This is a genomic window from Ruminococcus sp. OA3 (assembly GCF_022440845.1).
Lineage (GTDB): Bacteria > Bacillota > Clostridia > Lachnospirales > Lachnospiraceae > Ruminococcus_G.
The window spans coordinates 824,367-850,017 of sequence record NZ_JAKNTO010000001.1 but is presented as its reverse complement, the minus strand read 5'-3'; the positions used below and the strand labels follow the sequence as shown (position 1 = coordinate 850,017).

Here is a 25,651-nt window from a genome sequence, read left to right as displayed (position 1 = left end):
TTCACTTTAGGGTAGGCTGTCTTTTCCTGTTTCTGCAGAGATCATAACCAAATGCCATAATCAGCAGGAAACCACTGACGATATTTCTGTAATGTACGCCCGAAGAAGTCATCAGAATCATATACGACAGCCACGACAACGACAGTGTACTGAGAAACACTTGTGAAACCCTCCCCGTCCCGCCTTTTACACTGATTCCGCCCAGCAAGGCCGCCGTGACCGCCGTGATTTCTATTCCGTTTCCCATCCCTGTCTGGGCAGAGCCCATCCTGGATATATGAATCAAAGTGGCACTTCCGATAGAAATCCCATAAAATACAGAAGCCATGGCTTTAATGACCGTTACATTGATCCCGGACAATTCGGCAGCGGTATTATTACTCCCCACGGCATACATATATCTTCCGGGATACGTTTTGTGCAGAAGAAGAAATGCTGTCACAAATACCGCACATGCCAGTATAAACTGGACGGAAACCGGTCCCAGGTACCCCCTCCCGATATAGCGGAATGCATCATTGTATATCAGGATTGCCCTCGAGGTTCCTGTCAGGTCTACAATTCCCTGGTATAACGTCATCGTCCCTATACTTACGATAATCAATGGCAGTTTCAAAAAGATTGACAGGGAGATATTGATCAGGTTAAGAAGGATGCCCAGCAGCAGCGCTGTTACAACGACCAGGACAACCGGCATTCCATCCAGAGTCAGCATTCTTGCACACACGATCCCGATCAGGGATATCTGGGAACCGACAGAGATATCGACAGAACCGGAGATCATCAGCACTGCCATTCCCATAGTCACTGTGATGATATATGAGTTCTGTGTCAGAATATTCATAATATTTTTAACTGAAAATGAATATCTGGAATTCAGGGCAAAGGTCAGGAATATGACAATAAAAATGATCAGATTCATGTTGTTTTTCATAAAACCATAGATTCTACTCGTATCTTTCACTCGGCATCCCCCTCAGACATTTTATTATCACTCCCTCTTTAACCATGTATACACAGTCACACACGGCAAACATCTCTTCCGTATTGGAGGAGCTGTAAATAATGGGTATTCCCTCCTGGCGCATCTGAGTCACGTAATTCCAGATATGTTTTCTGAGGACCACGTCGGCAGACATGGCAGGGGAGTTCAGCAAAAGTAATGCCGTGTCTGCCAATTTCCATCGATTCAAGGCGATCATGGTGCGTTCATTGCGGTCCAGTTTACTGACTTCCGTCTTTAGTTTACGCCTGCTTAAGAATAACCCGGTTTTCCTTTTCATTGCGTACTGGCACAGGCGCTTATTGATTCCGATACCTTTATTCTTATAAACTTTATACATTTCCAGCTGCAGGTTTTCCTCGACGGTCAGATCTAAAAAAACATTGTCCAGAGAACTGTCTCTGTCTATATACCGGATACCCCGTCTTGCAATCTCCAGTCTGCGAAACGGCGCTACTTCTGTATTGTTTAAATACAGCTTTCCCCCTGCCAGACCGTACTCGCCTTTTATTAACAACAGTATTTTTTCATAAGTGGAATATTTTTCGTCTATAAATCCGATCACCTCACCTTTGTTAATACGAAATGTAATATCCTCTGCGATTTCCGGAACTTTTAAATGCATCGCCTCAAGTACAACCTCCGGCTGTATGAAACTTTCCTTATGTTCCTGCTCGAACTTTTCCACTCCGGTCAGTATCTTATGGAGGTATTTGGGTTTTACCTGGTCCGAATAAAATATCCCCGCCTTTTCTCCCTTTCTCATCACCATAATACGGTCACTCAGAGACTGTGCCCGGATTATATCTGTATGGATCATAAAAAAACTGATTCCCTTTCTCTGCATCATACGGATTTTATTTTCATAATCAAGGTATTCGTTCTCTGAATATGAAGCATCCACCTGATTTAAAACTATAATTTTGGCGCCTGAGTACGCAGCGACCGCCAGCTCCAGCATATGTTTCTGATAAAGACTCAGATCTTCAACCCGGCGTTCAGGTTCTGCCTGAATACCATATTCAAGCGATATTTCGTTTAACTGCAGCAGAACATTCTGATGATTCAGAACCAGTTTTCTATGCTGTTTATGCAGTATTGTAAAGTTCTCAGCAATGTTCTGTCCGGGAATCAGCTTACTCTCATACTGGATCAGATAGATTCCGCTTCTCTGCCCCTCACGGATTGAGTTGAATACCGTCCTTTTCCCATCCACCCACATTGCGCCGCTGTATATGCGTTCCAGACCGGCAAGCATACGGGCCAGCGAAGACCTTCCCGCCCCTCCAAGTCCCAGCACGCCCAGTACTTCCCCCTTAAAGATGCTGAAAGAAAGATTATGTATATGGTTTTCGGCGGGAGAATGAATGCACAGCCTGTCTGCGCGAAGGATTTCGTACATTCAGATTCCCTCCTTAAAGTCATATATCTTCGGAAGATGTATCTCCGCCGTAGTCCCACACCCTTCCGTGCTGGTGATCTCCAGGCCGTACTCTTCGCCATAGTAAAATTTGATACGCTGATGAACATTCTGAAGTGCAATTCCGGCTTTATGAGGCTTTTTCTGTTTCACTGCCATGTCGGGCATTCCATTCGTGGCATCCAGTTTTTCTCTCATATCCCTCAGCTGATCTTCGGGTATACCTACGCCGTCATCACTGATGATAATGATCAGGCGGTCCTGTGTAGTAAATACTCGAATCATAATCTCCCCCTGCCCTACTTTATTTTCCAGCCCGTGATGTATGGCATTTTCCACAATTGGCTGTATTGTCAGAATCGGCATCATATAGGACATCAGATAGCCGTCTGTCTCATCAAGTAATTTCACGACCTTAAACTTATCGCGAAAACGGTACTGCTGTATGACCAGATAGCTCTCTACATTTTCCATTTCATCTGCCAGCGTCGCCATCTCCCCGGGTCTGCTGATGTTGTAACGAAACAGCGTGGCAAGCGCTTCATTCATTTTTGCAATCTCTTCATTTCCCTGAAGGATCGCCTTGCTTCTTATCGTTTCCAGCGTGTTGTAAAGAAAATGTGGATTAATCTGACTCTGCAGTGCATGGATCGTCGCTTCCGTAGACAATATCTGTGCTTTCTGTTCCCGGTTGATCAGCTCTGTGATCCCGGAAAATAGACGGTCCGGATATTCTGTTTCAGTCGGCTTATCAAGTTCATGGATAAGCACCTCTATATCCTCGCTTTCTTTTGCGTAGCTTAGAATACGGTTCATTTTAATTACCGGTATGACCCATTTTCTTACCATATAAGCAAAAACACCGATAATCCCCAGACTGGATATAAGATAATAAAATCCCATATCACCTAATATCTGTTCGTGCATGCACATCACAGTAACGCAGACCTGCGCTCCCAGCAGCAGAACAGCAATCACTGCTGCTGTGATATCTTTTATTTTTAACGGCAACTTATCTTCAGCTTTCATACACAGTTCTCCACTATCTGCTCTCGAATTTCCGGTACTCCATGGGTTTTACACCAACATGTTTTGTGAATATTTTGCTGAAATACCTGGTATCTGTGTATCCAACCCTGTCAGCAACAGTGCTCACACTCATATGCGTTTCTCTTAACAGCTTCTTTGCGGCTTCCATACGCACCCTGATCAGATAATTCGTAATATTCATTCCTGTCTGATTCTTAAACAGTGTACTCAGATAAACCGGATCAGGCATACCATTTTTCCAATATCATCCAGTGAGATTCCTTTATCATAGTTTTTTTCAATATATTCCTTTACTTCCCTGATCGGCCTTGCCTCATGACTTTTCTGCATGTCATTACAGAGTTCCATAATCTTCATCATATAATCCGTCAGATAGCCTTTACAGGCCTGCATCGAAGTGCAGCTGTTAATTCGCATTCCCCATACCTCTTTTGGGGGAAGATCTGTTTTATCCAAAAGCTTATTGCCAAGCACTGCATCTTCCAGCAATTCAATCCACCTCTCGGAAAACTTATAGATCGTCTGAACCGCCGTTTCTTTCCCATAATAATAACTTCGCAAAACCTCATCAAGACAGCTGAAAACTTCCTCTTTGTTTAACTCAAATAAGCCTTTCCTGACGCGCATCTCTATCTGCTGCGGTACCGTAACCTGATAATTCAGTTGTCCCTGCGTCAGTTTTGAAGCATCAATGATACCCCCGCTGCCGAGCTCAATCCGGTTATCAATGGCCGCCTGCGCGCTGATAAATGAATCGTGGAGATTCTCACGGCTCCTTACCTGCAGTCCAATCCCCAGTGTTACATTAAAGAATTCATACTTTTCATTGTCCTCCCTTAAGAGCTCCGTCAGGTATTTTTTCTTCTTATCCATCGGCAGATGTACATCCGGTTTATAGTTAAAAGCAATATGTCCTTTCGTGCCTTCATAAAAATATTCCGCATCGAAACTGTCACTCTTTATTTTCGTCGTGTATTTTTCACACATATTTTCCAGCACGGAAACATACGCTGAGAAATCCACGTTTTCATGCTCAATGTAGTCCAGCTTGATGGTAACAACGCTGTAAATACAGTCTTCCACGGGATGCAGCGGATCATTTTCTCCTGTCAGGATACGGTCATTTTCATCGATCTCTGCTTCATACAGGATTTTTCTTAAATAATCTCTGCGGATTCTGGAAATCTGCTCAACAAATCTTTGCTGCCTGTCCTGGTCAGCCTGCTCCTTTTCATCATTGATATGTTTCTTGCGATTCAGCCGGTTCAGTAGCAGTGCCAGTTCCTCTTCTTTGATCGGTTTTAACAGATAATCCTGCACACCATACTGCAGGGCTGTCTTTGCATACTCAAAATCGCGATACCCGCTTATGATAATAAACTCTGTTTTTCTCTCAGACTGTTTAACTTTTTCAATCAGTTTCAGCCCCGTCATACCGGGCATCCGGATATCCGAAATCACAACATCCGGATTCTTCTCAAGGATGATCCGGTAAGCCTCCAGACCATTTGAGGCCAGGCCTACAATTTCCACATCCAGATCTTTGATCAAGTAGGCAATTAAATCGACGATATCCTTCTCATCATCTGCAATCAGTACTTTTATCATATATTCACCTCATCTTTACCTGCAGCAGCGTCACATAATATATACTAATATATTTTACTATCTATCTCCGATGACGGCAAGCAGAACCCGCATATAATAGTTAACAAAATTCAGTTCCAAAATTTATTAAAATGGTGCCGGCCAAAGCTGGCGCAAAGATGCAGGAACATGAAATGCGTAGCACTCTGTAACATCAATGGGCCAAAATACTTATTGACCCCAACATTTTTAAAATTCATTTATATATGTCTTGACAAATCTTTCTTATATGTTAATATATTAGTATATAAATTGTCAATAAAAAAATAAGGAGGCTGACTATGTATATTTCAAAAGATCCGGTCCGCGGTTATAACGAATACATTAACCTGGCGGAGGGCGAGGGAAAAAAAGCAATGATGGACGTGGCACTTTTATTAATGGACGCAGGCGATACATACACATTTGCTGAGACAGAAAAGGAAATGGCCTGGATCATGTTCGAGGGGAGAGCTAAGGTTGAATTTGACGGCAGGACTGTTGAGATGGACCGTCCGAATCCTTTCGATTATAACCCGTACTGCCTTCATCTCTGCGCAGGGGACACCTGCACGATCACGGCATATGACAGTTCTGTTTTCTATGTACAAAAAACTCTGAATGACCGCAAATTCGATGCCAAAATGTATCTGCCGGAGGATACCCACACATGGGCGCGCGGAGCCAATGGAGAGCTGCAGGGCACAATCAGAAGAAACGTAAGAACATGCTTTGACTATGAAAACGCACCGTACTCGAACATGGTGCTGGGTGAAGTTGTCAATCTTCCGGGACGCTGGTCGAGCTATCCGCCGCACTGGCATCCACAGCCGGAAGTTTATCTCTTCCGTTTTGATAAACCACAGGGCTATGGAGCAGGCTGGGTAAACGATGAAGTGGTTGAACTTGGCCACAACGGTCTCGCCGTTATCACAGAAAAATCCCATCCGATGGTTGCCTGCCCGGGTTACGCCATGTGCTACGCATGGGGCATCCGGCACTTCGATGACAATCCGTGGGAGAAGACACGTATCGACGACAAAGAACACGAGTGGACGCTCGACCCGGATGCAAAGATCTGGGGAGACTCACTATAAATCCTAATTCCTTAAGAAAAAAGAGAAGCCATCGCGGCATGCTGCGGTGGCTTCTCTTTATAAATAACAAATGATCTACAATATTCTGACGAACGGGTGCGGAAGTTTCGGTAAATTCCAGCCAGCTATTCAGCGAAACCGGCATATTGGTACTTTCACATTTTTCCATATGAACGGAATGTGAGGTAAACAGCCTCGGCAGTTCCTGTGCATCACCAGTCACAAAGGTCAGGTTATGAATATTCTGTTTCTCCGCTTTACTCTTACCTGCTGAAAGCATTGCAGGGGTCATATCAAGACATACTTCTAACACAGCAATGGTAAATGACGGTCTTATGACAGTTGCATTTGACGATTTCACTACAATGCCGTTCCTTTTTTCGGTACAAAAAAAGCAGACATATCCGCTTTTTCCATCTTAAGTAACTGTACCTTTTTCTCAATTCCTCCCGCGTAGCCGGTCAGACTTCCGCTTGCTCCGACGACTCTGTGGCAGGGGATGATCAGAGATATGGAATTGTGCCCTACCGCACCGCCCACCGCCTGAGCCGACATGTTTTCAAGACCCTTTTGTTCTGCAATTTTGTCTGCAATCTCACCGTAGGTCATCGTCTGTCCATAGGGTATTGTAATCATGATTTCCCAGACGGCTTTACGGAATAAAGTTGTTTCCATTGACAAAGGTGGCGTGAAATCGGGCGCTTTACCACTGAAATAAATGTCAAGCCAGCGTTTCGCATCTTCAAAAACGTGCAGGGCCTTTTCTTCACACCTTTCCGGAAGTGTATCGCCAAAATACTTTTGACCGTCAAACCACAGTCCTGTAATCTCCGACCCGTTGCTTGAAACTGTAATGCCCCCCAAAGGAGAATTGTAATGATAAATATAAGTCATGGTATCACACCTCCAAATATGAATTAGAATCCTCAAAATCGTGTGTTCTGCCGCGCTGCTGTGCCATACGGTGTTCAGACAGATTACGCCCTTTTGTTACGCTTTCCTTATTTTCCCATACCGACATACTAAGCAGCTTCCCGTCTGCGGTACGTTTCAAACCGTTTGCGGTCTATATCGCGATGATGATCTACCATTCTGATGCCGTGCAGAATCGCCAGATCTCCAAAACTAAATATGTTCGGGCGCTGCAGGCAAGACATCCTTTTTCTTCAGGTACGCAATTTCATCGTCACCGTATTCGAAATACATTCGACTTTCACCTCCTTGACTTCTGGCGTGGTGTTTATTATGATATTATCATAATTTATCACGATAAAACATTGAAATGTAGCCAAATACTATCAAAATATATCCAAGCTCAGGTGATCACCATGTCAGAGACACAAAATCCGTTTATCAATTCAATCAATCTGAATGCAGACACAGATTTTCCCTATCTTGTCCTGGATGTTGTAAACGAGCAGAGTTATCCTCGTAATCCGGGATTTCAGGTTATGCATTGGCATGAAGATCTGCAGTTTATCTATGTGCTTGAAGGCGAGATAGAAGTAAAAACATTAGATATAACTGTTCGGGTGGGCGCAGGAAGCGGAATATTCATAAATAAAAGTGTCGTTCATCTTATACGGAAAAACAGATCGTGTCACTATAACAGTTTTATCTTTCCAGATTATTTTCTCAAATTCTATTTTGGCAGTCCCGCAAAGGATTACGTAGAAAGCATCGTGGAAAAAGAGCAATTGCCCATATATTCTTTTTCAAAGGAAACCGAATCCTGCAGGACAGTTTTAGCTACGCTGAAAAGGTTGTCAAAACTCGAACAAAACAAAACGCAGTTTTATGTTTATGAGGTTCTTGTTCTACTAGTGACTCTCTGGCTCGAGGTGCGGAAAAACATTAAGTCTCCGACAGTAAAACAAGATACCGTCATCTATGCCCGAATGCAGAAATTTTTGCAATATATCGAACGGCACTGCGGTGAGGATATTTCTTTAGACCTTTTGGCAGGCAGTGCAAATGTCAGTAAATCAGAGTGTTTGCGCTGTTTTAAGTCGACTCTGCAAACCACGCCATATAGATATCTGACAGAGTATCGCCTGTCAAAAGCGGCGGAACTGTTGAAACATACCGACGAGCCCGTCGGCAGCATTGCTGAATGTGTAGGATTTCATCAAATCAGTTATTTCGGAAAATGTTTTAAAGAAAAAACAGGATTTTCCCCCAGGGATTACAGAAATCAGAAATATCAGCCAGATGATAGCTTTGTTGGAAAATGAGCTCGATATGAACTGCTCTTGGCGTGAGCATTTTAGCAGAGCTTATGCTCACGCGGACAGACTCTCAATTGCAGGTAAGTATTTTGTTGATTACCTTATGGAGCATAAAAACGAATTGCCGTAGCGCAAAAATATAAAAGCCGGTGTACATATTGAACCTGATACAATATGACACCGGCTTATTCGTTTCTGTTAATCCTCAATTAGTTTCTTAAGTTCAGCATACACATATTTCGTAAACTCATAGACATCCGCTTCCGCTTCCCTTTTTGAAAAAGTTTCGTATGCCCACCAGCCGTCAAATCCGGTAGACTTCACTGCATGAACCCAGTCCCTGATGGGGACGGCTCCATCATAAAATGCAGCATCCCGGAAAATTTCTTCACAGGGCACCCGTTCATCCGGTTCACGTGAATTGCAGACGTGCACACCAAGGATTATATTTTTGTTGATCTGTGAAAGAAATTCAGCATCCACTCCGGAGATGAAGTTATGGTAAAAATCCACCACAATTTTCAGATTGTCCCGCCCCGCCTGTTCCACAAGCGGAATTCCTTCTTTCAGAGACGGGATCGGTGTCCAGCATAATGGTTCAAAAAACAGGGTTAGTTTAAACTGCGCTGCCAGATCAGCAAGTGCCTGCAGATTTTTAATCATCAGACTCCGTTGTTCTTCCACGGGAAGTCCCTGGAGTCCCATATATCCGTTAAAAGGGATCCCCCGTCGATAGCAGTCTGCTGCGTGCCAGTCTACCGGACCATTGATGATCTCAACGGCCTGGCTTCCGACGGATGACGCCGTCTCAAAAAGTCTTTCCGCTTCCCGCATCATCGCCACAAACTCATAACCCTGGCGTTCGATATCGGACAACCAGCCCACAGCGGACACTTCCATATCACCTAACAGCATTCTGGCATCTCCAGGCGTATATCCAGCATTGAAGAAATACTCCAGCTGGACTTTTGTAGGTTCAATACAGTCGAATCCTGCAGCCTGAGCCGCATGAATATATGTGCACAGATTAGCTCTGCCGACCGCTGAACTTTGAAGTGATATTGCGTTTTTTCTCATAAAAGCCATCCTTCCTTTTTGCCTGAATGCATATTATTTTTCTGAAGCAGGCAGAGGGTACCGGAACAAAGCGTTCCCGATTAAAATTTATGGCACAGCCATGAATTTATCTAAATGCACCCTTCAGCACATAATTCTTCAGCTGGCTGAATTCTTCGAGGCTGGTACTGATTCCTTCTCTTCCCAGACCACTCATTTTAACACCCCCGTGCCCCTGGTCGATGTGGCGGTATGCGCTGTGACCGTTTACAACTACAGTGCCTGATTCAATCTGGTTTGCAATATGAAACGCTCTCATGATGTCTTTTGACAGCACGCCGCCATTCAGTCCATAAGAAGAGTTATTCGCAATCTCAACAGCTTCTTCCTCTGTATCAAATGCGATCATGGGGAATACCGGGCCGAAAATCTCATCGTCTTTGGCAATCGACATATCCTTCGTGACACCGGTCAGCACTGTCGGGGCATAATAAGCACCTTCACGTACCCCGCCGAAAGCAATGACAGCACCTTCGGACACCGCATTCTGAACCTGTTTTTCAACGGTTATGGCAGCACTCTCTGAAATAAGCGTACTGATCTCTGTCCTGGGATCCAGCACGTCGCCCCTGACAACGGTGCGAAGGCGGGCAACCAGTTTCTCGGTAAGCTCTCCGACAACCGGACGTTCCACGATAAACCTTTTTGGTGCACAGCAGGTCTGGCCCGTATTAAACAGCCGGCCTCCGATCATCTCCTCAACCGCTTCATCCAGATCCGCATCTGCAAAGATCACAAACGGATCGTTTCCTCCCAGTTCCAGGAACATCGGCTTCAAACAGTCCGCAGCATCCTTCATCATCTGAATACCGGCCTGCGTACTGCCCGTAAGTCCTATCGCATCTACTTTCGGATTCTTAACCACCGCTTCCGTGCATGCTTCCCGGCTGCATACAATAAACGGTGCAAGATCTGCAGGCACGCCTGCCTCGGTCAGAATTCCCCCCATCCTGAGAATCGCCAGTGGATTGGATGAAGGTGCCTTCACGATCGCGGCATTTCCCATGATCAGTGCGGGAATCAACTTCAGAAGCGTCAGCTCGATCGGATAATTAAACGGAATAATACAGCCTACCACTCCGAGCGGAACTCTCCTGGTAAAGATGAGGTCTCCTTTTGCGTCTGAATCATTGTCCGGCATAACCTCACCGTACATGTGATTGGCATATTCGATGGTCCCTCTGATATTCTGTGGAACTTTTGCAACCTCTTCCCGGCTCTGGCTGTATGGTTTCCCCATCTCCAGGGAAGACAGTCTGGTCAGAGCTTCTATATTTTCTTCATATAAGTCCGCAAAATGGTATAAAATCTGTGAGCGCTCATACAGGCTTTTCTGTGCCCACGCTTTCTGAGCCTCTTTTGCTTTATCAACCAATACAAATAGTTCTTCCTTTGAGGTCAGCTGCAATTCGTCCAGCACCTCATTATTCTGTGGATTTGTAACTACTAATTTCATTTTTTACCTCCAGGTTATATCAGATTTTCCTTACCAGCCGGGGCTTCCGATCCCGGTCGCCTTCATTCTGACTTCTACAAGTTCAGACCGGCATTCTTTTATATTTGTGGTATAAACCTCTTTTTCATTTATGATGATCTGGCTGTCCGCTGCCCCGGCGCTTTCAAGCATCTCCCGCACGAAATTTTTCAGCAGGGGTCTCACGTATTCCTTCGCCTCATCCAGCGTATCTTTCACTGTTCTGTCCCATGGACTGTGTACAATATAACATTCATTTTGGCGATCAACCCTTATCAGGACCTCGGCATCATACATGACCTGACCCACCGCTGCACCTACCGCATTTGCCACCTCGGAATGTTCCGGAATAATCAGATTTCTTCCAAGTTCATGACAGACTTTCGGCATCCATGCGCCAACCGGATTACCGATTGCCACCACCGGTCTTTCGGTTTCATGACCCGCACTTGAAGTCCTGCATGCAGACATGAGCTTTTTTGTCATCAGCTCCAGCACATCCTCTGTCAGCTCCTCACGGGTTTTGTCCATCTGCCTGCCAAGCAGCAGGGAACCCAGCTGAGAAGCCTCCGTGTTCCATTTGCGGAAAGAACCTGTCACGTGCAGAATATCCGTAGGTGTCACCGCAATACGGGCAAGAATACCTTTTTCTTCCATACTCCAAACGATACGGGTGTCTCCATTTTGGGTTTGGCTGATAATATATGGCAGGCCGTGAGGACCATCCTGTAAAATATCCAGTATCCTGGCCTCCGCAGCAGACAAGCTCTTGTCCGGCTGGTCCCGCCGCGCCATAAAGCATTCCGGAATCTGTATATCGGATAAACTTCCTGTCCGGTTTCTGGCAGCTTCCATAAGCTCGTCCACCAGCCATGGGTAAAAACCGGCTGCCACACACAGCGGCGTTGCCCGCTTTGGACCGATCAATAATTTCTTCTCCCCGTCAGACCGTATATAAGAATCCCCGCCGATGCCAAATGTCAATATCTCTGCAGCCCGCACTCTGGTCTTAAATCCCCCGATCACAGCGCCGTCATCGTTCAGCTTAACTTTTCCATCACATAGAGCAGCGATGTCTGTCGTTGTTCCGCCCATATCCAGGATGAGCGCATCTTTTTCTTTTGACAGAAATGCTCCGCCTATCACACTGGCTGCGGGACCTGAAAGAATCGTTTCCACTGGTCTTGCCAGTGCAAATTCTTCTCCCATAAGACTTCCGTCACCTTTTACGGTCATGACAGGGGCATTGATCCCTCTGCTGCTCAAAACTGTTTTAACGGCCTGAATCAACCGGCGGATGACCGGTATCAGCCTTGCGTTAAAGACGACCGTGGCAGTGCGCTCCTCAAATCCAAGATTTCCGCTCAGCTCATGGGCACAGACAACCGGAACCTTAAGTTCTTCCTTTACAATCTGTTTTACCATCAATTCATGGCGGGGGTTCCTGACACTTGCATAACCCGAAACAGCCACGGCATCCGCCCGGCTGCGCAGTCTTCTGATCATCTGGCGTGCCTGCATTTCGTCAAACGGCACGATTTCTCTCCCTTTGATGTCCAGGCATCCTTCCAATACAGATTGAACTTCGACGGGCAGTTTTAAACCGGGATCCTTTCCGATCAGCAGCAGTCCGACTTTCCCTCCCTGACCTTCCACGATCGCATTCGTAGCCAATGTAGTTGACAGACATACCATATCGATTGGAATCTCTGCAATGCCATCCAGCTGATCGATGCTGTTTGTAATACCCTCCGTCAGATTTTCCCTGGTCGTAATTGCTTTCGATTTCCTTACTACCCTCTGCTCTTTCGTACAGATAATGACACTGTCAGTATAAGTGCCTCCCGTATCTATTCCCAGTATATAAGCCATGCGTTAACCTCTGTTATTTCAATTCTCCGATCTGCCGAACAGTCTTTTTGATATCATTTTCCGCATGAATTCCCATCTCCATCAGCCTGTCGGCGATCTCTGTAGGTTCCGCATCTCCCGGAAGGATCGCATTTAGCTTTCCGCCCATAAAGATCCAGTACTCTTTCCCCCGTTCTCTGGCAAGTTCCAGCAGCTGACGCGCATAATCCAGAGCCTGCCCGTTATGGCAACTGATTCCTATAATTGCGGTATTCTCCTCATCTGCCAGATCCAGCATATCCACCGGCGCCATATCCACACCGCCGTTTACAACTTCAGCGCCTGCAGCATTCAACACACCCTCAACCAGTACCAGACCGTAGGTATGCGCATCACCAGACGCAACAACTATTTTTTTACCCGCTAAGCTTCCCGTACAGTTGTCGGCATCCAGCTCATCGATAATTTCCTGCATCATATCCATTGTCTGCCTCCCGAGTACGGTCGGATAGAACGGTTCTACCTGTGTTTTGTCTGTCCCGTATGTACTTGAATGGAACATCTGCTCAAAGCGGATGGGGTTCATGTTCTTTAACACCATCAACATTTCCAGGGGATCTTCCGTATCGATACCTGCATGTTGAAACCCTTCGATCACATTGTCAAATAAAATCCTGCCTTCTCTGACCATGACATCCCGCATCTCTTCCAGCGGTTCAAAGTTAAAGTAAGGCAGCCATTCCTCAGCTTTTTCCTCTGTACGTTTTGCTGCAGTCAATATATTGATCAGCTCATCCAGCGTTGGTACCTTAATCTTTTCCGTAATAGACACCGGATTAACACCCAGGCTCATATGATATTTCTTTTCAACCAGCATCTCGAACAGGAACTCCGGAACACTGATTCCATAGTTACCGTGAATGTGATGGTCCCACTGTAAATTTGTAGAACTGTTCAGGTAGGTTAATACCGGTTGCTCCTCTGTAGACATCAGCGCATCCAGCGCCATTGCCACACCGGCACGCGTATCATTTTCACTCAGGAGACCGCCAAAACTGATCGTATAACGGGCGCCACAAAGCTCTGTACAGATATAATGCTCCAGCAGTGCATACCCGACATAAGACGCACAATCCAGAAAATAACCCGGATATCCGTCATCCAGATATGTCTCTGCCGCAAACATTTCATCGCGCTTGGACGCCATGATGCCCAGCGCCTTTACTACATCACCAAGCCGCTTCTCTTCATCGTCAAATCCATTATAGCTCCAGAAAAACTGAGTCATATCTCCGACACGCGGGGATCCTGACTGGATTGCGTAGATCGTATTTTCCAGTGCATTTGGGCTAAACAGATGGTAATCGTTAAACGTGATATCGATCGGTGCGGCCGATGCCTGTCTTTCATAGTCTTCCATCTCGAACATCTCAAAACTTGTTGTGGCGGGCGCCTTTTCCCGGTATTCTCTGGGCAGTGCAACCAGACCGCTTGGAATGGCCTGAATACAGTTTACTTTAAGCCCCGTCTCCACGGTGAAGTCATATATCTTTTTAATTGCATCTATCTGATCGTCCAGCGTAGCCAGCCCAAGCAGTATATTATAGTAAATCTTTCCCTGTTTCGCCAGGTCTTTCTTATACTCCATATGATTGGAATATTTGCTCTGGGAACGGATAAAACCGCTTCTTCCTGCTTTTATGGTTTTCCCCAGCTCCACGCCTTCCTGCACGAGTTCCTTACCCGGTCTGTGGCGCTTTGGCTTTAAATGTCTAATATATTCCAGGTTAACTTCATTCATAAGCATTCTCCTCGCATATTGGTTTCCACTGTAATATAAGAAAGTCTTATAGAACCGGTTTGTATCCACTTATTTTATGATATCCATCTTATCACACTATTAACGGCGTTTACAAGCATACGGCTTTCCTGGTTCTATAAGACTCTCCAAATGGCTGTCCTCTATTTATAACCAAATTTCTCCTCTATTTTTGTAATCTCAGCATCAAAAATATCGAATATGTCGTCAACATCACTGTCTGATACGTTGATCGGGGGGATGAAAGAAATTCTGTTGTTATAGTAGCCGTTCAGCTGAGCAAGGAGACCTGCATCTTTCATATTATCTACCAGCTCTGCGGTCTCTTTGATCGCCGGTTCTTTAGCATCTCTGTCTTTTACGAATTCAACGCCGAAGAAAATACCGCGGATAGAATAAGAGCCTACCAGTGTATGTTTTTCTATCAATGCCGCCAGCTTTTCTTCCACATATCTGCCTGCAGCCGCACAGCGCTCAACCAGCTGGTCCTCCTCAAAGATGTCAAGTACTTTATTGGCAACGGCACATCCCAGAGAGTATCCTGCGTATGTACTGCAGATGAATCCAGGACCACAGTCCTCGAAAATCTCCGCTCTTCCGACAACCGCGCTCATAGGAACGCCCGCACCCAGAGCTTTTCCAATCAACAGCAGATCCGGTGCTACACCCGAATGCTCGCACGCAAACATCTTTCCGGTTCTGCCCATCCCTGTCTGAATCTCATCAAAGATCAGAAGGAATCCATATTTATCAGCCAGTTTTCTAAGTTCAGCCAGGAACTCTGTCGGAGGTACGATATATCCTGCGGAACTCTGGCATGGTTCTACGATCATTGCGGCAACGTTCTGTACGCCCGACATCGGATTTCCCATGCTGGTCTGTCCGGATGCCATCAGGTTATCGATCGCTTTTACACATTCCATATTACAGCTGCCTTCTTCCCTGCCGTACGGACAGCGGTAGCAGTATGGATACGGAAAGCGTTCAATGTTGTGATCAGCCGACGGCATCGGGTTATACCAGCGGTGCATGCTGCCGGCTCCGGTAAGCCCCATGGTAGCCGTGCTCTGTCCGTGGTATCCTCCGTAGAAACATACGATGGTCTGTTTCTTTGTATGATAACGTGCAAGACGGATCGCATTTTCTACAGCATCCGACCCGCTCAGAGCCAGGCGCACTTTCTTTCTGTAGTCACCGGGGGTGATATCGATCAGTCTCTGTACCAATTTTAATCTCTGCGGTGTCGGGAAATCAAACCAGTTATCAAGGCTGTTCAGATACTGGTCTTTCATGGTCTCTGCGATTCTCGGATCGCAATGACCAATATTCATAGCTGACATGCCCGCGATACAGTCGATATATTCTTTTCCATCCACATCATAGACTTTATTTCCTTTTGCGTTCTCTATAATAGGAGGATTCGTCCATTTTGTAAAAAGTACATCTCCCGGATGCTCATTTTCCAGGAATTCGATGAGACCTGCCTTGTTGTTTGGTGTGATGTCGCTCTCTTTTACTCTTTCCAATAATACTTCATACGGTTTCTTTGTCATAGTAGTCACCCTTCTTTCTTAAATTTTTATCATGTCTGATAAATATCCTTTTTGGCTTCTTTGAAAAGCCATGTAATATATTAATATATCTTTATTTGCATACTAATATATTAGAATACTTTTGTCAATAACCCCGTCATTAAAATATTTTATTTGTCTATGTTGAATAAAATAATTTTATTTTTTCTGGTGATTTTTTCTATTGATTTATATACTAATATACTAGTATAATGTGGGCAGGTAATAAATTACATGAGCAGCACCGATGACTCGCAGGACACTGCTTATGCAATCGAAAGCAAAACCATATTATAATAAAGAAAAAGGAGTGTATCAAAGATGATTGTAGGATTGGTAAAAGAAATTAAAAACAACGAATTTCGTGTTGGGCTGACTCCAAACTGCGTGAAGGCTTATGTGCAGGACGGAAATCAGGTAATCGTCGAAACAAATGCAGGGACGGGTTCCGGGTTCACTGATGAAGAATATCGCACAGCCGGTGCGAAGATTTATCCTGATGCTGCTTCCGTATGGAATTCTGCGGACATGATCATAAAAGTAAAAGAACCGATCAGCAGTGAATATCAGTATCTTCGCAAAGATTTGATCCTCTATACGTATCTGCATCTGGCTGCAGATGCCCCATTGACAGAAGCATTATTGAAAAATGAAGTGAAGTCTATTGCATATGAAACAATCGTGGGACCGAAGGGTGGATTACCATGCCTCCAGCCGATGAGTGAAATCGCAGGACGTCTTTCTATTCAGGAAGGTGCAAAATATCTTGAAAAAACTTTCGGCGGATGCGGTATTTTATTATCCGGCGTTCCGGGCGTAAAAAAGGGAAAGATCGTAATCCTGGGGGGCGGTAATGTAGGAACAAATGCCTGCAAAATTGCAGTAGGCATGGGCGCGGATGTCTCCATTCTGGATGTCAGCCCGTCCCGTCTGGCTTACCTTGATGATATTTTTGGAAGCAGAGTTCAGACATTATACAGCACAGCCCCTAATATTCAGACAGAAATTGCTGATGCTGACCTTGTCATCGGCGCTGTCCTTCTTCCGGGCCGTGCTGCTCCTAAACTGGTCAGAAAAGAAGATCTGAAGTTGATGAAAAAGGGGGCCGTGGTGGTAGATGTGGCTGTAGATCAGGGGGGATGCATTGAGACAACACACGCAACCACCCATGAAGATCCGATATTTGAAGTAGATGGAATCGTTCACTACTGTGTGGCGAACATGCCGGGAGCTGTACCCAGAACTTCCACGCTGGCTCTGACAAGCACGACACTTAACCATGGTCTGTCGATCGCCAGAAACGGCTGCGAAAAAGCGGCACTCCTGGATCCCTGCTTATATCAGGGAGTCAATACCTACGCCGGAAAATGTACGTATGCCGGAGTAGCTGAAGCATTGAACCTGGACTTCTCCGAAGCCAGAGAACTTATGGATAAAGCCTCTTATACTTCTTTAAAAGTTTCCTGATATAGCTTGAACAGGGAGCCCCAAAAGCCAAAATGGCCTGAGGGGCTCCCTGTCTGTCTATACCATGATATTTTTCTTTTTTAAACGGCTGATGATGAACCCCCGGAACAGTGAGTAGATCACCGACGCGGCGGGAATAAAGATCAGCATACCCGCAATTCCCATCAGGCTTCCGCCCAGAGATACAGCCACCAGGACCCAGATCGAGGGAAGTCCGACTGAATTCCCAACTACATGAGGATAAATGAAGTTTCCTTCAATCTGCTGGAGAACCAGGAACATGATCACAAAGGCCAGTGCCTTGACCGGACTGACCATAAGAATCAAAAATGCGCCGATCACGCATCCGATAAATGCCCCGAAGATCGGTATCAGCGCGGTAAATGCTATAAGAATTCCAACCAGCAGTGCGTAGGGGAACTGCAGAACACTCATAACAACAAAGAACATGCTCCCCAGGATCACAGCTTCCACGCACTGACCCGTAAGGAAGTTTAAAAATGTCCGGTAACACAGGCCTGACACCTGCAAAACCCGGTTAACTGTCTTTTCCTTCAGCAGTGCATAGAGCACCTTTTGAACCTGAACGCTCAGTTTCTCCTTCTGCAGTACAATATAACATGCAAACACAAAGCCGATAAAGAACGTAGCCAGGCCACTGATCAGTGATTTTGCGATAGAGTACGTAGAGTTCAGCACATCACCGGCGCCGCTCTTCAGGAAATCAACAGCGGTGGAAATTATTTTATTCCAGTCAAATTTCAGTTCCTGCACCCATGATACTACGGCTGGATTTCCGTTAAACAATTCCTCTACCCAATCCTGCATTTCCGGAATGAAATCGGATATCGTTTTCCCAAGACTCACAAAAGTCTTGCCAAGCTCAGGTGCCACGATGAAAATAACTACCAGTATGACAGCCACAACAAGCAGCAGCGAGGTCAGCAGGCTGACCGGACGGGCCACTTTCCTTGCCCACTTTCTGTCTTTCATTTTTTTATTGCCAAAAAGATGGCGTTCAAAAAACTGCATGGGTGCATTGATGATGAATGCCATGCCTCCTCCCAGGATAAACGGAAACAGGATATTAAAGCCCAGTCCGATCAGGCGGAATGCCGCTTTATAGTTGACCAGCACTACCACAAGAAGTGCAGTAAACAGTATTAACCCCCTCAGTTTCTTAAGCGTCTCTTTGTTTAGCTCCATACTCTACCTCGTTTTTCTTTTTTTAATGATATAAATCATTATCACAATTATAAAGCAGAACGGTATAAAAGACAACATTCAAAAAGCATGCTTATAATTCTGCTTCCAGACACCTAAAGCCTCCTGCTCTGTCAGAAGATACGAAAAGGTATCTTTAAAACAGGTCAGATCAGCAATTCGTTCAAAAATACCATTCTGGATAACAAAATATGTAAACCAATCGCTGCACAGGGATCAGTCAATTTTCCCAATGAAACGATAGTATATCCCGATTTCCTGTGTCTTCTCGCCGTTCTCGTCTATCTCTGGTGCGTGAATGAAGATTTTCTTAATCATGGTATTTAACTGCGTCAGTTCCTTTGATACGGCATTTTCCTTGATTCAGTCTATCCACTTCTCCGCACCAGTCATTTCCTGCTTTAATTCTTTAACATTTATCTACGAACATAAATCAAATCAGTTATACCGTTATAAGTCTGAGTTTTATAAAGTTTTAGTTTTATTTCGTTTTCCATGTTGCCAAAAAGGCGAATTCCATTTCCCAACAGAGTAGGAATAACCGAAATGTAATATTTATCAATTAGGTTTTTGCTTGCTAACTGCTGCACAACATTTGCTCCGCCACAAATCCAAATGTCTTTTCCTGCTTCTTTTTTCAGCCGTTCCAACAATACAACAGGATTTTCACTTGTGAAACGAATTTGTTTAGAAGAATGATACTCTTTATGTGTCAATACATAAGTTGTAAATTCATGATACACCCATTCTTTTGGAGAAAGCTCGGTAACAATCTGATGATAAGTATTCCACCCCATTAAAACGGTATCTATATCTTTTGTAAATTCTGCATAGGTGTCAATATTTTCATGGTCATTTCCATGACCGTTTAGCCAAGCCACTCCGCCATTACTGTCTGCGATATATCCATCAAGGCTCATAGCAATAAATAAAATTATTTTTCTCATTATTTCCTCATCTCTTGTTTTCTTATGATGTTACAAACTGGAAGTTATAGTTATTATTTTTTCCTTTAATTAGATCTTCTGGTATCTCATAAATAATTTTATCAATAGAGTAATCAGTTTCACCATCACTGCTTTGGAAAGGTGTTTATACTGCCATTCGATACCGATCCGGTCAGTGCCCCCGGATCCCAAAACTCAAAATACAGGCTTAACATCACTGCGTTAAGCCTGTATCCGGGATTTTCTACATTTTATCCATCTGACAGTAGCGTTCAAGAGATACGGGTCCCTCCAGAACCTCCCGTTCTACCTTCAGTATCCGGTCTTCCCCTGCCCGTACGGACCATTTGACCAGAGAAATCTCATTGTTTTCAATTTCTATACAAGTAATGCATCGCGGATGTACACAGCTTCCAGAGTTAAAATAAAGCCCGTTTTCCGGCCGTGAAAACACCGGCCTGTGTGTATGGCCTGCGATTAATATCCTGCCTCTTTCTCTCGTATATGACACCAGTCTCTTCTCCACCCGTTCTTTTGCCTTTCTGGGCCGGCCGGAACCTGTGGGATCTAAAAATCCGATCAGTTCCATTCGCCTCCAGAAATACCGCACTAAAAACCGTGCAAGCGGCCAGAGCGTATCATTGAGGAAATCTCCCTGATGCCCGTGCGCCAGGAACAGTTCCTCTTTGCCATCCTCACTGCGCAGGATTAATCCTTCTAAAGCGTTAATTCCCGGCAGAAGCGGCAGCTCTCTGTGTGATGATTCACAGTAGTAGCAATTGCAATGCTGGTTCATATAACCTTTCCGGCGTTTTACAATATCATGGTTTCCATAGAGCATATAAAGTCTATTTTGTTCATAGAATCTAGATAATATCCAAAAAATATCACTGTGAACTTCAGTAATGACTTTTAACCGTCTGTTTTCCCACAATTCATCTCCGTCTCCCAGTTCAATATAGGTGAACATATTTTGAAAATAGTACTCCAGTGCCCCAAAGCATACCGCCTGATTGGCCAGGAAATTATCCGCTGCATTTCCTTGTCCCCTGTGACAGTCACTCATAATGACGAGCTTTGAATGAGAATCAAACGGTACGACTTTTGCATTTTCATAGACTTTGTCAAGTTTTAGCCTCACCGATTTTGTCGACGCACACTGCAGGGAAGTCATTTGTCATTACCGTCGCAGCATGAGTTTTCCCGTGTCTGTTCTTCAAGCACTTGCCGCTCCGGGATATCATCATGGGAATCTACCGACATGTGCCTGCAATCATTGTGCTCGCGCCTTGGCGGGCAGGGCTCACAGGAGTGACACGGCCTGCAGTGATGGGTCGGCCTGCAAGGTTCGCATTCAGGCTCTGGCGGGCACAGGGGTTTTGGCGGACACGGCGGGCACGGCGGACACGGCGAACACGGCGGTTCTGGCGGGCATGGCGGACACGGCAAACACGGCGGTTCTGGCGGCTCGGGTGGACGCGGTGGTTTCGGGCCCGGATGCGGTTTTTTATCACCCAGCCAGTCTTTTATCCAGCCAAATGCTTCATATATACCTTTTGCATACAGCGAATCCATAAACAGCGTGTATAGTTCCGGCACCATAGCCTTAATATATTCCAGCTTATCAAGTGTATGACTGTATTCCCTGGTCGCCGTCTCATAAAGATAACAGTTACTGTGGTTTGTCTTCTGTACAATTGCCGCCCTCACCTTATTTCTGGATTCAGTCTGAGGGGAATGTGGTTTTGTATAATGAATAGAAACTGTTTTCATACGTACCGAAAACTCATGTCTGCCGTAACCAATTCTCATTAAACTGTCTGTAAACGCATCTCTCATCTGACGATCGGGAAACGTTATCGCTGCATCCATTGTAAGCGCATTTGGTTCCGAAAATTCTCCCAGTTTAAATCCAGTAAGCCACCAGTGCAGATCTTTACGGCGCAATATTGCTTTTCCGTTTTTTTTCAGGACAAAAGAAAGACCAAGTCTTTCGTCATCTCCAATATTTTCATAAAAGGTTCCTTTGAATTTATTATCTTCAATGTCCTCACGTTCTGTATTATATACGCCAATCTCACCTCCGGTTGTAATACCGTATTGTCCCTTCCATAATTCAATCAGCCATCGTTTTCCCCCGTAAGAAAATGTAACAGGTTCACAGTCCATGATCATGTTAAACAGAGGCGCTGCCTCATCATAGAGACGGCAGTATCCAACTTCCCTCTGCCAGCAGTTCATCAGTGAATAAAAATAGTCACCGTTCATTTCATATGCAAATCCTGCTTCTTCAAGATCTGCATTCAGATCCATCTGCTTTTTCAGCAGGTCAGTACCAGGGCGGAAACGCCGGGATCTGATCCGCCATACTGTAAAAACTATTGCCAATATAATTAAAATAGCAAAAATTATTATAATAATCGCCAACACAATAAATGTTCCTTTCTCATTATTAATACATTTTATTCGACCATTTTTGTTTGGTTACATTTCCGGTCCGGTTGGCTTAGAATATCAGCAAAAGCTTATTTTTTAATGCTCATCCTGTAATCTCTCGGTGTAGCATTCATGGTTTCACGGAATACTTTTCCAAAGTAACTGTCAGAACTGAAACCACATTTTTCACAGATTTCCGTCACCGTGTCGTTAGTCCGCAGCAACATCTGGGCAGCCATATAAATCCTGAAATCACACAGATAATTACCAGGAGACCTTCGGATACAACGCTGAAAACAACGCGAACATTCTCTTTTACTGATACTTGCGGCACGTGCAATATCATCCACGCTGATCCTGTCCATATAATGCCGGTGGATAAAGCTGATCATTGTTTTAATTCGCTCGCCGTCCAGGTCATTTTTTTCACTGCTTCGGCTTCTGATTTCTCTGGTCTCCTCCAGAAGCATGCACCAAAACTGGCTCAGCACATTTCTGATCTCAAACTCATAGCCAAACCCCTCCTCTTTTACGAAATCGATAGCCTGAATCATTTTGTCCACCATACTGATACCTCTTGGATTATCAGGATGAATTTTCACCATCTGAAGATCTCTGCACTTCAATATGGGATGGAAATATTTCTGTTCCAATACGCTGTTATACATCCCTGATAAAAAATGCATATCAAACAAATACGTGTAGATCTTGACATCATCACTGACCTTACTTGTATGCATGACATCCGAATTAACAAATATCACATCCCCTTTGACAATATGTGCCACGGCCTCCGGTGTCTGCAGTTCAATCTCACCTTCTGCGGCATATGAGATCTCAAAAGCATTATGCCAGTGCCAGGGTGCCCCTTCATTTATAAAATAATCTCTTTCCGCATATTTACAGACAAAGGGGGATTCATCCGTACTGATAGGCAGAATTTCTTTGTCGTTTTCATTAATATCAAACCTGTCAATCAAAAGCATGTTTTCACCCCGTTCGTTACATGATTACTTCTTATATATCACTAATTCTCTTTTGCTGCAACACATATAATGGTCTTTTTTGCACATGTTTTCGTCTCAATTTTTATACTTTTTTTACCTGTATTACGATTTACCCGATTATTTTTTATTATGCAAAGTCCTGATCTTAATATTTTTCGTCGCAAAACCCTCTAATGGAGCTGCACAATCTGAATTATAATAACTTCATAAAAAATAAATTCACGGAGGTGATCGTATGTTCCAAAATAAAACTTTTAAAATCCATATCACCAGTCTGGCAGACGGCTGGAACTATCTGAAACTGATACACACTTTTGGCTTCTACGGAACGATGAGCACTGATACATTTACGACAGATGCCCACAACTTTATCCGTATCATCTTACACAGTCCAAAAAAGGAGTGGCGTCTTTGTCCCCGAATCCTGGATCCCATAGAAATGCGTCTGTTCAGTGACTCTTTGGCTCGTTACGGTTTGCTGGAAACAGACTGCTGATATACAGAGGGTTTTACTATAGGAGTTGTATGAAAAAAATTTTTATATTGACGTGTGGAATACTGATTGTAGCATTTGGAACTTCATTATGTAATAATACCGCTCTGGGAATCGACCCTTTTAATGCCTTTTGTGCGGGTTTATCGGTCAGTTTTTGTATTTCTCTGGGAACTGTAACTTTATGCATCCAGTTGGCAATCGCGGTATTCATCTATCTTATGAATAAACAGTATCTGGGAATCGGAACCATTATTCCAATGGTATTTTACGGATATTTTCTTCAGTTCTTTAACTGGTTTCTGTCCGATATCCGGGCATTTGATTTTTCCCCCTGGATGATCAGAATCCTCATATTTATAGCCGGAATGCTAATCTATGCTTTTGGTCTGTCCCTTTATATGGGATGCAATCTGGGCATGGTTCCTTACGACTGTTTTTCCTTCATAATCAGCGACCGTCTGAAGAAAAACGCATTTATGCTGAGAGTGTTATCAGATATCCCCGTGACAGTCTTGGCTGTACTGTTTCACGGTCCAGTCAATATCGGGACCATCTTGCTCGCCTTCGGAATCGGTCCTCTGGTGCAGTTATTTACCCAGACGGTCACCTGGAGACTGTTTGCTGTTTCTCATTAATTGTTCCTGATTTCTGCATACAAAAAGACACCGTCACATATATTGAGGTTCCGTAACGAAGGTCATCATGGCAAAGACAATCGGAAGTGTTACGTGTATTTTACTTAATTTTTTTGAAGCATTTTCCGAACTGCCTGCGGCGTTTCCCCAAACTTTTGCCGAAAGGTATGGTAAAAGTTCGATATGCTTTGACAGCCGACAGCTTTGGCGATCTCCTGCATGGTCATATCGCTCTTTTCCAAAAGGTCCAAGGAAAGTTCCATCCGCAGTGCCCGAATATATTCCCCAATACTTTTCCCTTCCGTCAACTGAAATGCTTTCTGGAGCTTGTTTTTATTCAGGGCAACCCTTTTGCAGAGCTCCAGGATGGTGGGAATGCCGACAATGTTGTCCTGGATGATCTGCTTGGCTTTTGCGACGGCAGCGATGTCCTCCTCACTTAGATAAACAGGAGGAGCAGCAGTGCAGCGCTGTACCAAATCCAAAAGATGCCCGGTAGCAGCCATTCCCTGGCCCCGCATCCAAATCCGGAAGGCTTCGCTTGTCAGGGAACATTTTTCAATCCGTTGAAAAATAGAAAGAAGCTCCGGGGAATGGATTGCATTACAAGTGATGGATCGCTTCGCATCTTCCCAAAAGCTATCGTATAACCGGATGCCGTTCTCCCTAAAAAAGGATTCCTGAAAGTACATCCCGCGAAACCGGAGACGCTGGCCGCCGGATATTTTCATAAACAGCGGCGACGGAGAATTAAACACATAGCAGTCCGCGCCTGTACGGGACTCCCGGATTTCTGTTTTCCGGTTATAGGTTATGACGCTGCCTTCTTCTGTGAAGCTGACCCCAATATACCGCTCATGGAACTGAGACCTGGTAATCATATCCTCTGGAAAAGTAAAATCGACAGACGCCACGCAAAAGCCGTGCAGATCCCCCCAAAACCGAACATAGGAAGTTCGATCCGGAAAAGTAAACCAGGAGCCGTTTCCCGTTTCTCTCTGTGTTGCGCCGAGGGACGCATAGAACATAAGGGTTTCATCTACATTGTGTATCGTAACCATGCTATCATTCGTGTGCTGAATTGGCACACGCCTTTCTATTTTGGCACAAAATTTTATTAGTCAAAACTAACTGACAAGATGAACTATACCAGATAAACAGCAAGAAATCAAGGTGTGTGACTT

Annotated in this window: 24 protein-coding genes; 5 read left to right on the top strand and 19 right to left on the bottom strand. The window is 44.6% G+C overall.

The window, feature by feature from the left end; all coding sequences use genetic code 11:
- Position 1 precedes the first annotated feature (1 nt).
- From MCG98_RS03930 to MCG98_RS03910, 5 genes are read right to left on the bottom strand one after another with little or no spacing between them, the layout of a single operon-like run.
- Complete coding sequence (locus MCG98_RS03930) at positions 2-964, bottom strand: ABC transporter permease (protein ID WP_240300528.1); 963 nt, start codon at positions 962-964, stop codon at positions 2-4.
- Positions 948-2,405 (bottom strand): ATP-binding cassette domain-containing protein, encoded by a 1,458-nt coding sequence (locus tag MCG98_RS03925; protein WP_240300527.1) that lies wholly within the window; start codon positions 2,403-2,405, stop codon positions 948-950. The genes MCG98_RS03930 and MCG98_RS03925 overlap by 17 nt, the downstream gene beginning before the upstream one ends.
- Complete coding sequence (locus MCG98_RS03920) at positions 2,406-3,452, bottom strand: sensor histidine kinase (protein ID WP_240300526.1); 1,047 nt, start codon at positions 3,450-3,452, stop codon at positions 2,406-2,408.
- A 13-nt stretch (positions 3,453-3,465) separates the two neighbouring features.
- On the bottom strand, positions 3,466-3,702 hold the full coding sequence (locus MCG98_RS03915) for a helix-turn-helix transcriptional regulator (protein WP_240300525.1): 237 nt from the start codon (positions 3,700-3,702) through the stop codon (positions 3,466-3,468).
- A complete protein-coding gene (locus MCG98_RS03910) occupies positions 3,681-5,081 on the bottom strand; it encodes a response regulator (RefSeq protein WP_240300524.1) in 1,401 nt (466 codons plus the stop codon). Before MCG98_RS03910 ends, MCG98_RS03915 begins: the two co-directional genes overlap by 22 nt.
- A 320-nt stretch (positions 5,082-5,401) precedes the next feature.
- Between MCG98_RS03910 and MCG98_RS03905 the strand changes: the two genes are divergently transcribed.
- Positions 5,402-6,196, top strand: coding sequence for a 5-deoxy-glucuronate isomerase (locus MCG98_RS03905; RefSeq protein WP_240300523.1), 795 nt, complete (start codon positions 5,402-5,404; stop codon positions 6,194-6,196).
- A 360-nt stretch (positions 6,197-6,556) separates the two neighbouring features.
- Here the strand turns inward: MCG98_RS03905 and MCG98_RS03900 are convergent, their stop codons facing one another.
- Both MCG98_RS03900 and MCG98_RS18825 read right to left on the bottom strand, forming a co-directional pair.
- Entirely contained in the window at positions 6,557-7,090 is a 534-nt protein-coding gene (locus MCG98_RS03900) for a methylated-DNA--[protein]-cysteine S-methyltransferase (RefSeq protein WP_240300522.1), read from the bottom strand.
- A gap of 4 nt (positions 7,091-7,094) precedes the next feature.
- Complete coding sequence (locus tag MCG98_RS18825; protein WP_275891231.1) at positions 7,095-7,217, bottom strand: hypothetical protein; 123 nt, start codon at positions 7,215-7,217, stop codon at positions 7,095-7,097.
- 55 nt (positions 7,218-7,272) lie between these two features.
- Between MCG98_RS18825 and MCG98_RS03890 the strand changes: the two genes are divergently transcribed.
- Positions 7,273-8,430 carry an AraC family transcriptional regulator gene (locus tag MCG98_RS03890; protein WP_345891618.1) on the top strand — a complete coding sequence of 386 codons (1,158 nt, stop codon included), beginning with the start codon at positions 7,273-7,275 and terminating at the stop codon, positions 8,428-8,430.
- 192 nt (positions 8,431-8,622) lie between these two features.
- On the opposite strand, the gene MCG98_RS03885 is transcribed toward MCG98_RS03890, so the two are convergent.
- The 5 genes from MCG98_RS03885 to MCG98_RS03865 all read right to left on the bottom strand — a co-directional run bounded on the left by MCG98_RS03885 (position 8,623) and on the right by MCG98_RS03865 (position 16,237).
- Positions 8,623-9,501 (bottom strand): sugar phosphate isomerase/epimerase family protein, encoded by an 879-nt coding sequence (locus MCG98_RS03885; RefSeq protein ID WP_240300521.1) that lies wholly within the window; start codon positions 9,499-9,501, stop codon positions 8,623-8,625.
- Between the two features lie 106 nt (positions 9,502-9,607).
- A complete protein-coding gene (locus tag MCG98_RS03880) occupies positions 9,608-10,996 on the bottom strand; it encodes an aldehyde dehydrogenase family protein (RefSeq protein ID WP_240300520.1) in 1,389 nt (462 codons plus the stop codon).
- 30 nt (positions 10,997-11,026) lie between these two features.
- Positions 11,027-12,886, bottom strand: coding sequence for a hydantoinase/oxoprolinase family protein (locus MCG98_RS03875; RefSeq protein WP_240300519.1), 1,860 nt, complete (start codon positions 12,884-12,886; stop codon positions 11,027-11,029).
- Positions 12,887-12,899: 13 nt separating this feature from the next.
- Positions 12,900-14,666, bottom strand: coding sequence for a cobalamin-dependent protein (locus tag MCG98_RS03870; protein ID WP_240300518.1), 1,767 nt, complete (start codon positions 14,664-14,666; stop codon positions 12,900-12,902).
- Between the two features lie 161 nt (positions 14,667-14,827).
- Positions 14,828-16,237, bottom strand: a complete 1,410-nt coding sequence (locus MCG98_RS03865; protein ID WP_240300517.1) for an aspartate aminotransferase family protein — start codon at positions 16,235-16,237, stop codon at positions 14,828-14,830.
- A 339-nt stretch (positions 16,238-16,576) separates the two neighbouring features.
- On the opposite strand from MCG98_RS03865, the gene ald reads away from it, so the two are divergent.
- Positions 16,577-17,722, top strand: coding sequence for an alanine dehydrogenase (ald, locus tag MCG98_RS03860; RefSeq protein ID WP_240300516.1), 1,146 nt, complete (start codon positions 16,577-16,579; stop codon positions 17,720-17,722).
- Between the two features lie 57 nt (positions 17,723-17,779).
- Here ald and MCG98_RS03855 read toward each other — a convergent pair whose 3' ends face one another.
- The 6 genes from MCG98_RS03855 to MCG98_RS03830 all read right to left on the bottom strand — a co-directional run bounded on the left by MCG98_RS03855 (position 17,780) and on the right by MCG98_RS03830 (position 23,315).
- Positions 17,780-18,928 carry an AI-2E family transporter gene (locus tag MCG98_RS03855; protein WP_240300515.1) on the bottom strand — a complete coding sequence of 383 codons (1,149 nt, stop codon included), beginning with the start codon at positions 18,926-18,928 and terminating at the stop codon, positions 17,780-17,782.
- Positions 18,929-19,162: 234 nt separating this feature from the next.
- Complete coding sequence (locus tag MCG98_RS03850) at positions 19,163-19,282, bottom strand: DUF4368 domain-containing protein (RefSeq protein WP_275891369.1); 120 nt, start codon at positions 19,280-19,282, stop codon at positions 19,163-19,165.
- Positions 19,283-19,362: 80 nt separating this feature from the next.
- The gene (locus MCG98_RS03845) at positions 19,363-19,893 is read right to left on the bottom strand and encodes a dihydrofolate reductase family protein (RefSeq protein ID WP_240300513.1); all 531 of its coding nucleotides are present in this window, start codon (positions 19,891-19,893) and stop codon (positions 19,363-19,365) included.
- 244 nt (positions 19,894-20,137) lie between these two features.
- Positions 20,138-21,067, bottom strand: a complete 930-nt coding sequence (locus MCG98_RS03840; protein ID WP_240300512.1) for a metallophosphoesterase — start codon at positions 21,065-21,067, stop codon at positions 20,138-20,140.
- Positions 21,064-22,206: a DUF4474 domain-containing protein gene (locus MCG98_RS03835; RefSeq protein ID WP_240300511.1), complete on the bottom strand. Its 1,143-nt coding sequence runs from the start codon at positions 22,204-22,206 to the stop codon at positions 21,064-21,066. The genes MCG98_RS03840 and MCG98_RS03835 overlap by 4 nt, the downstream gene beginning before the upstream one ends.
- 212 nt (positions 22,207-22,418) lie before the next feature.
- A complete protein-coding gene (locus MCG98_RS03830) occupies positions 22,419-23,315 on the bottom strand; it encodes an AraC family transcriptional regulator (RefSeq protein ID WP_240300510.1) in 897 nt (298 codons plus the stop codon).
- 256 nt (positions 23,316-23,571) lie between these two features.
- Between MCG98_RS03830 and MCG98_RS03825 the strand changes: the two genes are divergently transcribed.
- Together MCG98_RS03825 and MCG98_RS03820 are read left to right on the top strand one after the other, a co-directional pair.
- Positions 23,572-23,832, top strand: coding sequence for a hypothetical protein (locus tag MCG98_RS03825; RefSeq protein WP_240300509.1), 261 nt, complete (start codon positions 23,572-23,574; stop codon positions 23,830-23,832).
- Positions 23,833-23,861: 29 nt separating this feature from the next.
- On the top strand, positions 23,862-24,467 hold the full coding sequence (locus MCG98_RS03820) for a hypothetical protein (protein WP_240300508.1): 606 nt from the start codon (positions 23,862-23,864) through the stop codon (positions 24,465-24,467).
- 104 nt (positions 24,468-24,571) lie between these two features.
- Here the strand turns inward: MCG98_RS03820 and MCG98_RS18940 are convergent, their stop codons facing one another.
- Positions 24,572-25,555, bottom strand: coding sequence for an AraC family transcriptional regulator (locus tag MCG98_RS18940; protein WP_240300507.1), 984 nt, complete (start codon positions 25,553-25,555; stop codon positions 24,572-24,574).
- Positions 25,556-25,651 lie beyond the last annotated feature (96 nt).